Origin of the sequence: Photobacterium sp. BZF1, from assembly GCF_014349205.1 — a bacterium.
Classification (GTDB): domain Bacteria; phylum Pseudomonadota; class Gammaproteobacteria; order Enterobacterales; family Vibrionaceae; genus Photobacterium.
In genome coordinates this window covers 43,945-59,040 of sequence record NZ_JACSOF010000005.1, presented here as the reverse complement: position 1 = coordinate 59,040, position 15,096 = coordinate 43,945, and the positions used below count along the sequence as shown (strand labels likewise).

At 45.4% G+C, this 15,096-nt stretch carries 14 protein-coding genes and 1 pseudogene; 5 read left to right on the top strand and 10 right to left on the bottom strand.

Annotation, left to right across the window (positions count from 1 at the left end):
* Positions 1-63 precede the first annotated feature (63 nt).
* Positions 64-1,422, bottom strand: a complete 1,359-nt coding sequence (locus BIZ37_RS01965; RefSeq protein ID WP_187460076.1) for an adenylosuccinate lyase family protein — start codon at positions 1,420-1,422, stop codon at positions 64-66.
* A 356-nt stretch (positions 1,423-1,778) separates the two neighbouring features.
* On the opposite strand from BIZ37_RS01965, the gene BIZ37_RS01960 reads away from it, so the two are divergent.
* Positions 1,779-2,951 carry a cation:proton antiporter gene (locus tag BIZ37_RS01960; protein WP_107299908.1) on the top strand — a complete coding sequence of 391 codons (1,173 nt, stop codon included), beginning with the start codon at positions 1,779-1,781 and terminating at the stop codon, positions 2,949-2,951.
* Here the strand turns inward: BIZ37_RS01960 and BIZ37_RS01955 are convergent.
* The 3 genes from BIZ37_RS01955 to BIZ37_RS01945 form a co-directional block, all read right to left on the bottom strand.
* Positions 2,948-3,652, bottom strand: coding sequence for a hypothetical protein (locus BIZ37_RS01955; RefSeq protein WP_187460075.1), 705 nt, complete (start codon positions 3,650-3,652; stop codon positions 2,948-2,950). The genes BIZ37_RS01960 and BIZ37_RS01955 overlap by 4 nt on opposite strands.
* Positions 3,653-3,851: 199 nt before the next feature.
* On the bottom strand, positions 3,852-5,075 hold the full coding sequence (locus BIZ37_RS01950) for an HlyD family secretion protein (protein ID WP_187460074.1): 1,224 nt from the start codon (positions 5,073-5,075) through the stop codon (positions 3,852-3,854).
* Positions 5,068-5,448, bottom strand: a complete 381-nt coding sequence (locus BIZ37_RS01945) for an MFS transporter (RefSeq protein ID WP_187460073.1) — start codon at positions 5,446-5,448, stop codon at positions 5,068-5,070. Before BIZ37_RS01945 ends, BIZ37_RS01950 begins: the two co-directional genes overlap by 8 nt.
* A gap of 204 nt (positions 5,449-5,652) precedes the next feature.
* On the opposite strand from BIZ37_RS01945, the gene BIZ37_RS01940 reads away from it, so the two are divergent.
* A complete protein-coding gene (locus BIZ37_RS01940; protein ID WP_187460072.1) occupies positions 5,653-6,693 on the top strand; it encodes an AraC family transcriptional regulator in 1,041 nt (346 codons plus the stop codon).
* A 65-nt stretch (positions 6,694-6,758) separates the two neighbouring features.
* On the opposite strand, the gene BIZ37_RS01935 is transcribed toward BIZ37_RS01940, so the two are convergent.
* The 4 genes from BIZ37_RS01935 to BIZ37_RS01920 form a co-directional block, all read right to left on the bottom strand.
* Positions 6,759-7,223, bottom strand: coding sequence for a hypothetical protein (locus BIZ37_RS01935; RefSeq protein ID WP_107299912.1), 465 nt, complete (start codon positions 7,221-7,223; stop codon positions 6,759-6,761).
* A 175-nt stretch (positions 7,224-7,398) separates the two neighbouring features.
* The gene (locus tag BIZ37_RS01930; RefSeq protein ID WP_107299913.1) at positions 7,399-7,908 is read right to left on the bottom strand and encodes a porin family protein; all 510 of its coding nucleotides are present in this window, start codon (positions 7,906-7,908) and stop codon (positions 7,399-7,401) included.
* Between the two features lie 375 nt (positions 7,909-8,283).
* Positions 8,284-8,844, bottom strand: a complete 561-nt coding sequence (locus BIZ37_RS01925) for a porin family protein (RefSeq protein ID WP_187460071.1) — start codon at positions 8,842-8,844, stop codon at positions 8,284-8,286.
* 191 nt (positions 8,845-9,035) lie between these two features.
* On the bottom strand, positions 9,036-9,956 hold the full coding sequence (locus BIZ37_RS01920; protein ID WP_187460070.1) for an AraC family transcriptional regulator: 921 nt from the start codon (positions 9,954-9,956) through the stop codon (positions 9,036-9,038).
* 250 nt (positions 9,957-10,206) lie between these two features.
* Between BIZ37_RS01920 and BIZ37_RS01915 the strand changes: the two genes are divergently transcribed.
* Positions 10,207-11,358, top strand: coding sequence for an iron-containing alcohol dehydrogenase (locus BIZ37_RS01915; RefSeq protein WP_187460069.1), 1,152 nt, complete (start codon positions 10,207-10,209; stop codon positions 11,356-11,358).
* Between the two features lie 100 nt (positions 11,359-11,458).
* On the opposite strand, the gene argF is transcribed toward BIZ37_RS01915, so the two are convergent.
* On the bottom strand, positions 11,459-12,460 hold the full coding sequence (gene argF / locus BIZ37_RS01910) for an ornithine carbamoyltransferase (RefSeq protein WP_187460068.1): 1,002 nt from the start codon (positions 12,458-12,460) through the stop codon (positions 11,459-11,461).
* Between the two features lie 350 nt (positions 12,461-12,810).
* Positions 12,811-13,419: pseudogene (locus BIZ37_RS01905) on the bottom strand (murein L,D-transpeptidase catalytic domain family protein); the annotation flags it as partial.
* Positions 13,420-13,640: 221 nt separating this feature from the next.
* Between BIZ37_RS01905 and BIZ37_RS01900 the strand changes: the two are divergent.
* Positions 13,641-14,273: a D-Ala-D-Ala carboxypeptidase family metallohydrolase gene (locus tag BIZ37_RS01900; protein ID WP_222939552.1), complete on the top strand. Its 633-nt coding sequence runs from the start codon at positions 13,641-13,643 to the stop codon at positions 14,271-14,273.
* 78 nt (positions 14,274-14,351) lie between these two features.
* Entirely contained in the window at positions 14,352-15,050 is a 699-nt protein-coding gene (locus BIZ37_RS01895) for a PAS domain-containing protein (RefSeq protein WP_370577287.1), read from the top strand.
* Positions 15,051-15,096: the final 46 nt, after the last annotated feature.

Genomic DNA, 15,096 nt, shown 5'->3' with positions numbered 1-15,096 from the left:
AATCAGATAAAGTAGAGCCAGCGTAATTACGCTGACTCTTTTAATACAGGTTTAGCGGCAAGCTTACCCCAAGACCTTACGGTATTGAGCAACCGTCTCATCAATAAGCGCGTCGTTACAGCCAAGATAGTGCTGCGGGTTGCAAGCTTCATCAATCTCTTGGGATGACAGAATTGCAGACACTTCATCATCCTGCTTGAGCACCTCTGCCAAACTTCCCTCAACAGGCGCATTGGCAATGGCGGATTTAACTTTGTTGTAGCCTTCCCCTCGCCCAGCGATTTCAGCGACCTTCATCATCACAGCTTCCGACATGATGAAATTGCGTGATGCTTGGAAGTTTTCCAGCATGCGCTGCTTGTTGACCACAAGGTTAGCTACAAGCCTCTGAGCGCGCTCCAATGCTGTCGAAACAGCCAAAGACGACTCTGGTACCAAGCTCCAATTTAGAACTCGCATAGAAGCGGAACGGACATCGTGCTGATCCATCAGGTTAGGTGCACTACTTGCATACATCCAGCCCATACGTGACAGAGTCTGAATCATATTGGCTGCGCGCGGGTTGGCTTTGTGCGGCATCGTACTTGAACCGCCACCGGCTTCCCCCTCGCGAACTTCAGCAACAGATGCCCGTCCCATCGTCTCTGTATCATTAGCGATGCGACACAAGGTACCGTGGACCAAGGCAAAAAACTGAATAAGCTCGGCAATGTTGTCCAGGCTTGCATTGCCAAGGCCTTTTGGCTCTGTCAGACCTAGGGCATCAAAGAGTCCTTTACGTACAGCTAAGCCTTGAGGACCAATTGACGATAGATTACCCACGGCCCCACCATACATACCCGTAGTTGCACGTGGATAAAGCTCATCAAGTCGGACAATATGGCGGGTAATTTCCTGCAGATAACTGCTTACCTGTAACCCCCAGGTCGTCGGCAAGGCATCCATCGCATTGGTTCTTGCCACCATTACGGTCTGTTTGTGGTCAAGCGCCATACCTTCCAGTAAATCGCCTAAGCCAACAAGCTGTGCCCTCACCAAGCCTAGCGATTGCTTCACCCGCATCGCCAGACTGGTATCGAGCAAGTCCTGGGTGGTACATCCCCAATGAAGATAGCGTTTTACGTGCTCATCACCTTGCTCGGTCAACTGATCGACCAAGGGTTTAATGGCCATCCCCACCTTTTGGGTATCTTGTGCCAGTCGTGTCCAGTCAATGTTATCACTGATACAAACCTGCTCTATGGCAGTAACAGCTTGCGCCGGAATAAGCCCCAGTTCAGCCTGAACCTTGGCAATGGTTACCTCGAAAGTTAACCACGTTTGGATAAGGTTATCGTCAGACCATACCCGCTTCATTTCTGGTTGGGTAAAAAGTGGGGAGTATAGGGTTGAATCAAAAACAGAGACATTTGAGCCGGGCATATCCTTCATCCTAAGCGCCAATCGATAGAGATAAAGACTACTCTGACATAATAGTGATTACTGTGCGCTTAATGAAAAAAAAAGCGGGCATCAGCCCGCAGCAAATTAAGCCTAATCAAGCAACATCCATATTGCTGAGAACCATTACGAGATAGAGAATAGCATTCTATATAATTACAGAACAACACACCGTATAACGCGTTGTGATATAGATCACACTTAAGCAAGCGAGATATAGCCCTCAATCACTACTAAAAGTCATTCAATGCAACCAAGCGCTTAGGCGCAACATAGCATCATGGGCCAAACTTATGTGACACCATGTTGCAGGATGTCTCTTATGCGGTTGTATTGGTATGCCGATTGAATTGGCCCCTATCATCTTTGAACTGTGTGCGATTATTATCAGCGCAGCGATCTTGGGTACGCTTTTTTTATATGCCTGCCAGCCGATTATCCTTGCTTACATTGCTGCCGGCGTTGTCATCGGTCCTTACGGGTTTAACCTGATCCCCAATGCCGAACACATTACGCAGATCGGCAATATCGGTGTCATCCTCTTGCTGTTTTTAATTGGCTTGAACCTTCAACCGAGGAAGTTGCTCAACCTGTTCAAGGAAAGTGCCATAATCACCCTTGGCACCTGCATCTTCTTTTTCACCATCACCTTGTTGTTCTGCTTGGCGATTCAGTTGTCGCTGTTAGATGCTGTGATCTGCGCTGCTGCCTTGATGTTTTCCAGTACCGTCATTGGTCTCAAGCTCATTCCGACAACCACCCTGCACCATCAACGCATGGGGGAAGTAATCACCAGCATTTTGCTGGTGCAGGACGTCATTGCCATTAGCGTGATCATTTTTCTCAATATGGATGGCGGTAATGCCATGATGGTTGGCTTTTTGTTGATGTTGGGGAAATTTGTTGCAATCTGTACCTTAGCGTTTATCGGTGTACGCTATATCATTTTGCCGTTATTCAGAAAATTTGATGTTATTCAAGAGTATAGTTTTCTGGCTACGCTTGCTTGGTGCTTTTTCTGGGCTGAGCTTAGCCACCAGGTAGGATTGTCCTATGAAAGTGGTGCCTTCATTGCAGGTATTTCAATTGCAACCAGCCGGGTATCACAGGCCATTTCTGTTCATTTAAAACCACTGCGGGAATTCTTCTTGATCCTGTTTTTCTTTGCCATTGGCGCAAGGATGGACTTCAGTGAATGGAACCACTACACCTTCTTCGGCATCGCTTTTGGCGCCGTGATGGTGGGAATTAAATATTGGGGCTTTTCAACCGCGCTGAAAATGGCCAGAGAAAAACCCACTATGCAGCATGAATTGAGTGCTAGGCTCAGCCAAGCCAGTGAGTTTTCCTTCCTTGTTGCCTACGCAGCCATGATCAGCGGTTTACTCTCGATGGAGGCTGTCTTGTTTATCCAAATGGCGACCATTACCACGTTTATCATCTCGACCTATTGGGTAGTAAACCGCTTCCCTACCCCAATATCCACGGTCAAGAAGCTTCGCAAGGATTAATCTGAAAACGGCTGGCTCGCTTTAAGTAAGATTTCATTGTCTTTAACGGTAACTCTTATTAGGGTTAATCGCTCGAAGCCTCGCTTAGGGCTATTGCCTGAAAGCCAGTTCTCTACGCTTTTGATATCCGTTTTTAGCGCACGTTTGAAACTACGGTGATCCAGCAGGATAAATTCGCGCAGCACTGAAAAATCACTATGATTTGCCAAGGTAAACAACTGGTCATCAAGGGTTTGCTGATCTAGCACTTTAAGGCCGTTTATGACATCAAGCGTTTCTCCACCAACGGTCACCTGAGCAAAAACATAGTTTTGACGGCGCAAACCAGCCAGCACTGCATTGTAATTGGCCCAAGACATTTCCAGCATATACTCGACTGCATCGACTCTACCCTCAGAGATAAAAGCCGTGAGCATTCCATCTTGGGTATTGAACAGGTTGGTTTGATCGAAACAAAATGCCTCCCCTTCTGACTCTGCGCCTTCACTCGTTTGATAAAGGGCTGAGCAGTCAAAGCTCTCAGGCAGTGAGCTCATGTAGTCAGCAGAGTCACCAAATTCGAAATTTTGTTGAAAAACATTGGCATGAGAAATTGGCGAAAACAACACCAACGCAGTAAAAAGAGTAAACAAGCAAGAGGCTAATTGGTTGAAGGAAGCCGTAAGGCGAGAAAAACGGATAACCGGGAAAACTAAAGGCATGATTGACACTCCATGTAATCTGCCAATTATACCGATGATAAAAAAAAAGCTGCAATTCCTTAGCCTAGTAGAATTGCAGCTGCTACGGTCAGCATTTTCGTAGTCAAAAAGGGATAACCCGGCTTCGGATTCCTTGCTATCCCAGAGCGGTAACTCTCCTAACCCATGTGTTTGTTGTCTTTTAGGGTTAGACCATGTCTTACATCGACCAGATAAAGTAAATCTGGGATTTCATGCGGATGATAATGCCGCGAATGACATCTAGGAACGCTAAGAAATCAATCGGCTTCTCGGCGCTTATCCATGCCAGGCCAACGGAGCCAACCGGAATGTCGTAGTCTCCGGGCTCTGTCAGTTTCAAGCGGACAAAATGGTGCTTATTCAAAGCGTTCTGACCGGTTGTTTGACGGACATTGTCATCCCTTGCCAGCAAACTTCCCTGCGATTCACCCGTTGCTTCAATTATGCCCTCGACCTCGGCACTAAAGACCTTGCCAGGGTAAACCGGTGAGGCAAACTCTGCCTGCTGCCCAACTTTGACATTACGAATCGCCTGATGATTAACCCGCATTAAGACGTACTTTTCATCGGTATACATCTGGATACGAGGCATAACACCAACATATTGGCCTTCGCGCATAATGTAGTTGGTCAAATAGCCATCGGCTGGCGCGTGAACCTGGGTGTTGTCTAGATTCCATTGCGCCTGGGCGACATCTTCTTGTTTATTCGCTACATCTACTTTTCGGCTTGCAACAGACAACTCTGCTTTTTCGAAATCCAACTGCGCTCGTTGGGCTGATACACGGGCTTTATCCAACTGAGACTGTAAAGTCACTTGCTTGGCCCTTGCTACATCCACCGCCGTCTGCTGCTCATCCATCTGCGTTTCAGTGATCGTATGTTTAACTACCCTGTTTTGCTCCTGATAGCGACGCAGCGTAGTTTCCTTCCACTCCAAATCTTCCTTGGCAGACTCTATCTCGTTCTGTGCAATCTCAATGTCTTTCAGTGACGCGTGATGATTCTGCTTGGCAATCAGTACATCTTCCTTGGCAATAGACAGAGCAACCTTGGCTGAATCGAGTTGGGTTTCGGCTTTATTCAGCGCAATCTGGTATTGCTCATCATCCAAGGTGTAAACCAACTGGCCTTTTTTCACCTTTTCATTAGGGCGGACGAATATCTCATCCACATGACCTTTAATTTTGGTCGAACCGGGACGCAACTGAATATGCGGGGACTGCACCACCGAGCCACCGGACATATCCATTGGCGCGAAGGTAATCAACCCAATCCAGACAAAAACCAACCAGCCCGCCCCGCCAAGATAAGAGAATGTCTTGGTGAATTTATTCCATGGCATCCCTACAAGTCGCAGTAGGTAAATAAACAGGGCCCATACCGCCAAACCCTCAAGCATTTTCTGCCTCCTCTTTAGTCATGATCACCGGCTCAGAGACGGCAGGCTGAGTAGCTGAAGGTTGAGGCTGTGGATGGCTCTCTTTTTCTTTCCAGATATCTCGGATACGACGTAAGGCTCGTTCGCCATCAACAAAAGCGATGAACACCGCTACCACCCATACCCAATGCCAAATAAAGCCAATCCAGGTCAAGGCGGTTATCAATCCCAATTGGTGATGCTCTTTCGTATGGGCTTTTTGGATTGGCAGCTCATGAATGCGCCAAAAACCAAATGCCGCAGCGGCAATGGAGCCAAATAACACCACAGCGGCGACAATATGAAGCGCAGTGTCGACACCACTGTCGACAAACGGCATGCTGACGAGACTCATAACAGTTCTCCAATTCACTAACGCACAATCATTTCGCCAACAAACAATCTCAGGGCAAAACACTGACTGTTATCGGCTTTTTCAATTTATTTTTGTTGGTGAGATTATGTAACTAACAGTGACAGGCATCACAAGATTGGATACATTAAATCAATACAGAAGAGGTTTTAATATATTCAGACCACATAAGAGCAAAAGCACGCTATGCCATTACCTGATTCCCAATTTCAAGCAGCCTTTGTCCGATCCATTTTCTTCCAACCTTTTGTCCGTGCTTTGGACAAACATTACGGGATCTCCCTTAGTGACATCGGCGTACCTCTCAAATTGCTTGATGAGCCGATGACACTGGTCCCCTTTTCGGATCTCAACCAAAAAATGGAGCAACTAGAGCAACTGATTGGTAACCCGGCATACCTTTGCAAAATGGCGAAAGACATCAGTTTTGACAACATGGACAAACTCGGACAGTGGTTCCTCTCAACGCCTGAGCTTGCTCTTACTTTCCGCCGGATTAATTACGGCACATCCTGCTTGCAATCTGGTGCCACATTCCACGGTGAACTATCAGGTAAAATCATCAAATGGACCTATGACAACCATTTTTCATCAGGACGGGGGCGCTTCCAAGACAGCTTACGCATGGCTATCATGTTCACTAACACCCTGCGCTATTTTATGGGAGAGAATTATCACCCGCTGACTGTCGAGCTAAGCGGGCCACCTTGTGGTAACGGAGAATTAGAGCACTTTTTTGGCGCAGACATACGCTGGAACGCACCGTTAACTCGGGTTTGGCTGGATATCTCCGTCCTTGAGCATGAGAATACTTTCCCATTTGAATTGTCACGCCCTATGATGCTGACCAACCTGGAGCTAGATGAATTTCTCAATATGCCCCAGCCTCATGATGCGGCGAAAATGATGTATGAGATGATCAATTATTCCCGCTTCTATGGCTACCCAAGCTTAGACTTTGTTGCCGACAAGTTCGGCTTATCTCGGCAACAGCTTCAACGCCGCCTCCACCATTTTGGATGGAGCTTCAGTTCGATAACCAGCTATGTACTCTGTAACCAAGCAATCAAATACATGCAGGCTGATCTTAGTATTTCTGAAATAGCCAAAGAGCTCGGCTATAAAAATGTGCAGAGTTTCAGCAAGGCTTTTCAACGTCAGCGGGGGCAAACACCCACCCAATATAAGGAGAAGCTACAAGAACGGAGCCGGCAAAAACCTAATTAGCATTGTTCATATTAGAAGGGATACCCAAGAAATTGCGATTACTTGGGTATGGGTACGTCGTAGGACTATGTTTGTCGGGAACAGTTGAGGGTAAAGCGCTGGTCAGGGGTAATATGGTGGCGCATCACAAACTCAGCACGGTTATCACTTTCAAACTGTGGTTGGAAAAAGATCCGGTAACCCAGTAAATCGCGTCTTGCGTCACTATCAAACGGATTCACATTGTTTTTGTCCACCACAATATCCCGCGATAGGTGAACAGGCTTTAGCACATAATCTAGCCCGTTATGGTAGAAGCTATAATCAACTGCCAGCTTGAATTCCAGTTGAATTTGATTGTTTTCAGAACGCCTCAGCCACTCTTCAGACTGAATCGTGCCGTCAGGCTTAAACGTATACGATGTGGTTTCCCACATGTTTTCCGGGGTATCTGGCCGCTGGCATAACCAAGTGCCACCTTCCAATTGGGTAGCGACAGCAGGCGTTGCCAACATGCTTCCCATTAGTAACCCAACCAGTTTTATCTTCATCCTTGAATCCTGACTTATTTAATCTAATACAATTAGTTATAGCAGTATCCATGTAAACAAGACAGTGAATTTATCTCACTGCTACGGTTAAAGCTTGATGGATTAAAACAAGAAAAGGGGAAAGTATACACTTTCCCCTTCAGTTAATTAGGCTTAGTTTTTACAAGCAGATCAATTAGAAACGGTAATCAACCGACCATACTACTTGTTGCGAGTAGTCGATCTTCGTATCGTTTTTGCTGTAGTCCTGATCTAGGTAGCGGTACGTCAAATCTGTTGACCAATTGTCATTGATTTCATACATCGCACCAACTTGACCACCCCAAACGAAATCTGTTGAGCTGCTGCCGCTGATCTTGTTATCAGCCACACCCGCAGAGACACCTGCGAATAGGTTTACATTTTGGTGTACAGGCATTAGGTAATCATAAGAAGCCAAGAACATGTTCTGCGATGACTTGTCCATGTAACTGTAAGTACCCATTACACGGTGATGGTCGTTCATGATAGCACCGCCGCGTAACTGGTAAGTTGCATCTTCACCGTTCTGGGCATTAGCACCTTTAACATTATCTTCTTGGTAACCAACACCACCACCCACAAACCACTGTGTGTCAGCGGCGAACGCTGGAGATGCTGCCATTACTGCTAGTGCCAAAGTTGAGATTGCTGTGATCTTTTTCATGTATGTCTCCTTGGACTCCCAAGCTTCATTAATTGTTCTTATCTAATGTGCCGGATAAGTCTTATATAATTTGTTCTGTTCGCCAATCAATATACGCCTATTTACTGAATGGAAACTTAAGATATAAAACATTGTTTTTTAACTTAATAAATGCTGAACAAATAATGTATGTGCTCAATAAGAAATCTTAAAAGCACACCAGAAATTAATCAAAACAAGCAGCAATGATTAATTTACGCTCAGAGAAGACACATAAGGCACTGTTATTAAAGGATTTAAATAATAAACAAAATATAAACTGAATGTTTTGACATTATTTGTTGAAATAAAAAAAGAGGACAGCAAGTCCTCTTTTTAATATTTATTCAGTTTAAATTAAAATTTGTAATCAACAGACCAAACGACCTGTTGGGTGTAATCAATTTTATTCACACCTTTTTGATAGTCTTGATCTAGGTAACGGTAAGTAAGGTCTGTTGATAGGTTATTGCTCAACTTGTATTGTGCACCTACTTGGCCACCCCATACAAAATCTGTTGAACTGTTGCTGCTCAGAGTATTTTTGATCTTAGTATCAGAGTAACCCATCGTAGCACCTGCAAACAGGTTTACCTTTTGATGAACAGGGATCAAGTAATCATAAGAAGCAAGGTACATGTTCTGGGTATAGTCATTAGCAAAAATGCCATCAAACTTACTTTCGTAATAGCTGTATGTCGCCGTGAATCGGTGCTGGTCGTTGATGATGGCACCACCACGGAACTGGTAGGAAGCATCTTCAACATTCTTGTTCGAATATAGCATGCCACTTCTTTCGATTTTGTCATTCTGGTAGCCGATACCACCACCGACAAACCAATCAGTGTTGTTAGCCAAAACAGGTGTAGTCGCAAGAGTAGAAAGAATAAGAGTTGACGCTACTACTAGCTTTTTCATGTGTAATTTCCTTGATGCATTATTTGTAAAGCCAAGTTAGTTCTTGGTTTCTAGTTATTAGGTGCAGTTATGGTTGCTGCCCTTTCAATAATGAACACTGTACACAATAAAACTGAACGCAACCTTAAAATAGAAAACACTGTTTTATTTGTAATTATCTGTGTCAGAACACAAGAAAAGACTTAACAGTATCAAGAAAGTCCTATATGTGACGCCTTACTTGGTGGTACGCCAAAGTAACGTTTGAATTCGCGGCTAAACTGGGTTGGACTCTCATAACCAACTTTCAAGGCCGCAATATTGGCAGGCATACCGTCTTGCGACATCATGGTTTTAGCCTTATTGAGGCGTATCTTCTTGATGTACTGCAAAGGAGGATCAGTTACCACCTGCTTGAAGGCACGGTGGAACGCCGACACACTCATTCCAGCCATATCTGCCAAATCATTAATAGCCAGTTTTTGATCATAATGTGATTGGACATGGGTGATCACCCGTGACACCCGGGATAGTGCGCTGTCTTGCTTACAGTATTGGGCAAGCAAGTAGCCCTGGTCACTTTTGAGCAATTGGAAGTAAAACTCTCGCAACAATTGCTTGCCCAGTACTTTGGCATCTAACGGATCTTTAAGGCAGCCCAAAAGCCGGCAGATACAATCTCGTATGTCAGGCGTAATTTGAGTGACTGCAACACCACGCCCATTATCCGGCGAGGGGGCCATTTCGCTGTGCTGGTGCTGCTCCAAGGTATCAACAAGCTCTTGTATGATGGTGAGATCGAAATCGATATCCAACCCAATCAAAGGCTCTTCCGGTGAAGCAAAAGTTTCACATGCTATAGGGTAAGGTGTTGCAACAATCAGGCAATGGTTTGTATCGTAGTCAAAGCGGTAATCATTGAGGTGGCCCACTTTATTCCCTTGCAGAATCACCACAACCCCTTGCTGATACATCTGCGGTGTCATCTTATGGTACTGCTTGATCCTAAATAACCGAATACCCGGTATAGGAAGGTCAACAATACCGGAACTATCAGCTAAGCCGTAGTAAATACAAAGGTCTTCCCCTTTCTGTACACACTTTTTAGACGCGGAATCTACGACGGATACCATCTCACCTACCCTAAGATTAAAATGAATGATTTGCCTTTGGGCACAGAGCAGAACGCGACCTAACGCGAAAAGCCAGCGCTGGAGAACAATCAGCAGAAAACTATCCTACCATATATTCCCGACGACAATATCAGTTAAAAAGTAGATTTAGGCAAGTATTAAACAGTTTTGAGCATCACTATTTAGGGAGCATTGGCATAGACTGTGTTCATCATATAGCGACACATACAATAAACACTGGAGATACTTCATGGACAAGTTTACTTACCAGAACCCTACCCGTATCCATTTTGGTGAAGGCCAAATCGCAGCCATTGCCAACGATATCCCACAAGACAAAAAGGTCTTGGTCATCTACGGTGGCGGTTCTATCAAGAAAAACGGTGTATATGATCAAGTCAAAGCAGCGCTAAGTGAGCATAACTGGGGCGAGTTTGCGGGTGTAGAACCAAACCCTCAGTACGATACGCTAATGAAAGCGGTTGAAAAAATCAAAGCTGAAGGCTTTGACTACCTACTTGCAGTCGGTGGCGGTTCGGTTATCGATGGCACTAAGTTCATCGCTGCAGCTGCTGCTTACCAAGGCGAAGACCCATGGAATATCCTTGCCCAACAGCACCCTGTAGAAAGTGCCCTACCACTTGCATGTGTATTGACTCTTCCTGCAACAGGCTCTGAGAGCAACATGGGCTCTGTTGTTTCTCGCGGTAAAGACAAACTGGCGTTCCTATCACCTAAAGTACAGCCATTGTTTGCAGTACTAGACCCAACAACTACGCTTAGCCTTTCTCCTCGTCAGGTAGCGAATGGTGTAGTTGATGCTTATGTCCATGTTATGGAGCAATACCTGACCTTCCCGGCCAATGCCAAGGTTCAGGACCGCTTTGCCGAAGGTTTGCTTCTGAACCTTATCGAAGAAGGGCCGAAAGCCCTGGCGACCCCAGATGATATCGATGTGCGTGCCAACATCATGTGGACCGCAACCCAAGCTCTAAATGGTTTGATTGGTGTCGGTGTACCGCAAGACTGGACCACTCACATGATTGGCCATGAACTAACCGGCAACTACGGTATCGACCATGCCCGCACGCTTAGCATTGTTCTACCAGCAGTGATGAAAGAGCGCCGTGAAGACAAAGAAGGCAAATTGCTGCAGTACGCAGAGCGTGTATTTGGTATCACTGAAGGTACAAACGACGAGCGTATCGACCAAGCCATTGCCCAAACTATTGCCTTCTTCAAGCAGATGGAAGTACCAACTAGCCTAAGTGATGTCGAGTTGGGTAATGCTGATATTGACACTCTGGTTGCCAGCCTTGAAAAGCATGGTATGAAAGCATTGGGCGAGCGAGGCAATATCACGATCAATGACAGCCGAGCGATCCTAGAAGCTGCGCTGTAACTTCATAGCTATAAAAGAAAAGGGAGGCGCTTCGCCTCCCTTTTTTTAAGCCCAAGACTTCAAGTTACAGGATTCAAGGTCTTAAAGTCTACTGACTAGATTAATCACCCAGAGTCGCTACCATGATGGCTTTGATCGCATGCATGCGGTTTTCAGCCTCATCGAAGCAGATGTTGTAAGGTGACTCGAATACGTCTTCTGTCACCTCTAGACCTTCTAGGTAGAAACGCTCTGAAATTTCTTTACCCACCGTAGTTTCACTGTTGTGGAATGCTGGTAGGCAGTGCATGTATTTCACATCTGGGTTATTGGTCATTTTAATCACATCCATATTGACCTGGTAAGGGGACAGGTCGTGAACGCGCTGGGCCCATAGTTCTGCAGGCTCACCCATAGACACCCATACATCGCCGTAGATGAAGTCGACACCTGCCACACCTTCTTGAACGTTGTCAGTGATGACAATCTTACCGCCGGAGATTTCACACAGTTCATTACACTCGGCAACTAACTCAGGCTCTGGCCAGTATTCTTTCGGGCCAACCAAACGGATTTCCATGCCCACTTTCGCAGCACCGACCATTAATGAGTTACCCATGTTGTTCTTAGCATCGCCCATGTAGGCCAACTTCATCTCGTTAAGGCGCTTGCCGTTACCGTGTTCAATCATAGTCATCCAGTCAGCGATGATCTGGGTTGGATGCCATTGGTCGGTAAGGCCATTCCAGACCGGTACCCCGGCAAACTCACCCAAGGTTTCCACAACCTTCTGATCATAACCACGGAACTCGATACCATCGTAGAAGCGTCCCAGCACACGAGCTGTATCTTTGGCGCTTTCTTTGTGGCCCATTTGTGAGCCACTACCAATGTATGTGACGTTCGCGCCCTGGTCATACGCTGCCACTTCAAATGCACAACGGGTACGGGTGGACGTTTTTTCAAAGATCAGGGCGATGTTCTTGCCGCTCAATCTTGGTTGCTCCGTACCACTGTACTTTGCTTTTTTCAAATCTTGCGCGAGGCCGATCAGGTGCTCAATTTCTTTGCCAGTGAAATCCAATAAACGTAGGAAATTACGGTGACGTAGATTAAAAGCCATATTCGTATCTCTCTGTTAAATAATATAATTTATGCAGTGTTTTGCTTCACTGCTGTTTTGTTGCCTGTGGTTAGAATATCCAGACTTTCGGCAGAACCGTCTAGTTGATTGTCCTGAATCCTTTATTCAGCATTCCTTAACAGGGCATAAAACATTAAAGAGAACGAATAACCACGCACTTTAATTCAACAAAAAAACCGATGAATGCATCATCGGCTTTTCTCAAATAACTTGGCAACTCGAAACATTTAGCGGCTGATCACCATTCGGTTTTCACTATCTGAAGGTTCATGAATAGTATTAGATGCCAGCAAGGATGGTGATGATGGTTCCTGCGCGACCATTTCATCGTTCGCGGCAAGAATGATGCTACCCCCTTTAATTAAATCGATAATCTCACGATTTTTTTCAGGCGGCAACGCCGGGCACCCCCAACTCCAGCCAATAAAGTTATTAACGGCTAAAAAGTCGGGCGAGGCATATTTCGCCCCATGGATCACGATATGACGCCGGCGGGCATTGTCATTGACCCCTTTAGACAAGCCATCAAGACGCAGTGAGTATCCGTATTTCCCGTAATAGGTCTCAGCCGTTTTAAACACACCTAAAGAGGTTTGCTTTGAGTTGACGGTGTTAGAAAAGCGCTCTGCCGTTGCACCACCACTCTCAATCCCATGGGTAGTATAGGTATGGTACTTCAACTTTTTATTGGCCAAATCGACAACATAGAACCGTTTTTCATTGGAAGGCCTTCGGTAATCAATGATCACCAAATTAGGATTAGCCCCCGTGCCTTTGGTCATATAGGCTTCGATACCTTCTTTGAGCAAAGCGTAATCCATTACCCCGTCCAATGAGGCTCTGGCGTAAACTTCGCTAGCAAGATCCTCAATATGCTCCTCGACAGTACCAGCCTGAGCGAAGGAAGAAAAAAGCAAAACTAGAAGTATTTTTTTGATCATAGGCAATAACAAAATGCGACTTTTTTACGACGGGGTTACCTGATCAATTTTAACAGATTAATTGGCAATGGCTTTTTTATCTCACCATTTCAGACAGATTTTCATAGAAAATTACAAATGCAGGCTTAAGAAACGACTAAAGCCCTGTCAGTCAAATCACCTACACTTAAACGAACGTATCGAGGTATATCCTACGGATAGTGATTCGAGGTTGTATAATGAAGTGGATTATGTTGTCGCTTTTATTGGGCTTTTCAAGTGCAAGCCAAGCAGAAGCTGTTGATCTATCAAAGCTTTACGAAGTACACACAGACTTTGACTACAGTGATTTGGTGGTTGAGGTGCAAGGCTTTAAAGTCCCTACTCTGGCAGCATTTCGAGGTTGGGTGCTGATGAACAGGAAAGAGAAGGAGATACAGGAAGGGTATAAGTACTTTCTAGACAATGGAGTCAAAGAAGGTATACCTCTTCACCTCATTCTGCTGCAAGGTACAGATTGGAGGCTGAGCAACACCACGGTTTTCAACCTACCTGACAAAAAGAATTGGGACAACATGGTGCGCACCTTACTGTTCGTCCAAGAGCACGTCATGCCAAAAACTGGTTTGCTTATCCCTGTCTCCGGTGACCGCAGCAAAGAATACAACCAACATGCCGGTGGTGCGCCACGCAGCTCCCACTTGGATTTCTGTGCACTTGACATGGTTCCGGTCAGGAATATCTCCCGTACCGAACTCCACAAGATATTGATGAGCGTCTACAACAAAGTTGGCAGGAAAAACAATATGGGGCTGGGCCTATACAGCGGTGTCCGCTTCCATATTGATACTTGCGGTTTTAGAAGCTGGTAACTACTTCTAATGACAAACTACTCAAAAAGGGGGATTTCTCCTACTTCACTTCCTTGATCGGAGTGATAAAATGCGCGTGTGAACATAGACCAAAATACATATTTATCCGTTCTGATTCACATGCTAGAGCACAGCCCGTATCCTGCAGGATTGAAGTCTAAGGATGGCATTTTCGCCTTTGCCAACAAAGCCTACCGTGACTTAGTCAATGCACCATGTGATATAGAAGGCCTCACTGATCGTGATCTACCATGTGATACAGCCCAATTTGCATCTGACTTTGTACAGCAAGATAGACAGGCAATATCAGAAAACAAGACAATTATTACCATAGATGTGCATAAATATGCTCATGGTTTTGATGCTTATACTTTCGAAAAACGCCCCGTGATCATTAATGGAGAACCTTGGGGTATCCAATTTAGCGCGACCAACTTAAGGGAGTTGGTCAACCTGGCGTCTTTTGCAGAAATCATGGCGCTTAACAGCACAAATACGTCTTTCAGCACCGTCAAGCCCGAGTGTATGCAGCTTACACCGTCACAGGAAATCGTCCTGTTTTGGCTATTGCGTGGCCGTCAGACTAAACAAATCGCACAATTGATTCACCGAACTCCGAAGGCAGTCGAAAAACAAATCTCAAACTTGATTGCACGGTTTGCCGATGTGGGTGTGACCAATCGTGCAACTTTGATCGAATATGCCCGTTGTAATGGCTGGCTTTCTGTGATTCCAGAACAGCTCTTCAAAACACCAGCCTCAATCATTGTGCAGTAACCTTGTCGCTACCCGTTTTAGCCAATACTTAGCCAAAAAAAAGCCA

What these genes read in the sequence shown, in the direction of transcription:
- BIZ37_RS01965 (WP_187460076.1), bottom strand. Translation starts at nt 1,422, where the DNA reads ATGCCCGGCTCAAATGTCTCTGTTTTTGATTCAACCCTATACTCCCCA.
- BIZ37_RS01960 (WP_107299908.1), top strand. Translation starts at nt 1,779, where the DNA reads ATGCCGATTGAATTGGCCCCTATCATCTTTGAACTGTGTGCGATTATT.
- BIZ37_RS01955 (WP_187460075.1), bottom strand. Translation starts at nt 3,652, where the DNA reads ATGCCTTTAGTTTTCCCGGTTATCCGTTTTTCTCGCCTTACGGCTTCC.
- BIZ37_RS01950 (WP_187460074.1), bottom strand. Translation starts at nt 5,075, where the DNA reads ATGCTTGAGGGTTTGGCGGTATGGGCCCTGTTTATTTACCTACTGCGA.
- BIZ37_RS01945 (WP_187460073.1), bottom strand. Translation starts at nt 5,448, where the DNA reads ATGAGTCTCGTCAGCATGCCGTTTGTCGACAGTGGTGTCGACACTGCG.
- BIZ37_RS01940 (WP_187460072.1), top strand. Translation starts at nt 5,653, where the DNA reads ATGCCATTACCTGATTCCCAATTTCAAGCAGCCTTTGTCCGATCCATT.
- BIZ37_RS01935 (WP_107299912.1), bottom strand. Translation starts at nt 7,223, where the DNA reads ATGAAGATAAAACTGGTTGGGTTACTAATGGGAAGCATGTTGGCAACG.
- BIZ37_RS01930 (WP_107299913.1), bottom strand. Translation starts at nt 7,908, where the DNA reads ATGAAAAAGATCACAGCAATCTCAACTTTGGCACTAGCAGTAATGGCA.
- BIZ37_RS01925 (WP_187460071.1), bottom strand. Translation starts at nt 8,844, where the DNA reads ATGAAAAAGCTAGTAGTAGCGTCAACTCTTATTCTTTCTACTCTTGCG.
- BIZ37_RS01920 (WP_187460070.1), bottom strand. Translation starts at nt 9,956, where the DNA reads ATGGTATCCGTCGTAGATTCCGCGTCTAAAAAGTGTGTACAGAAAGGG.
- BIZ37_RS01915 (WP_187460069.1), top strand. Translation starts at nt 10,207, where the DNA reads ATGGACAAGTTTACTTACCAGAACCCTACCCGTATCCATTTTGGTGAA.
- argF (WP_187460068.1), bottom strand. Translation starts at nt 12,460, where the DNA reads ATGGCTTTTAATCTACGTCACCGTAATTTCCTACGTTTATTGGATTTC.
- BIZ37_RS01900 (WP_222939552.1), top strand. Translation starts at nt 13,641, where the DNA reads ATGAAGTGGATTATGTTGTCGCTTTTATTGGGCTTTTCAAGTGCAAGC.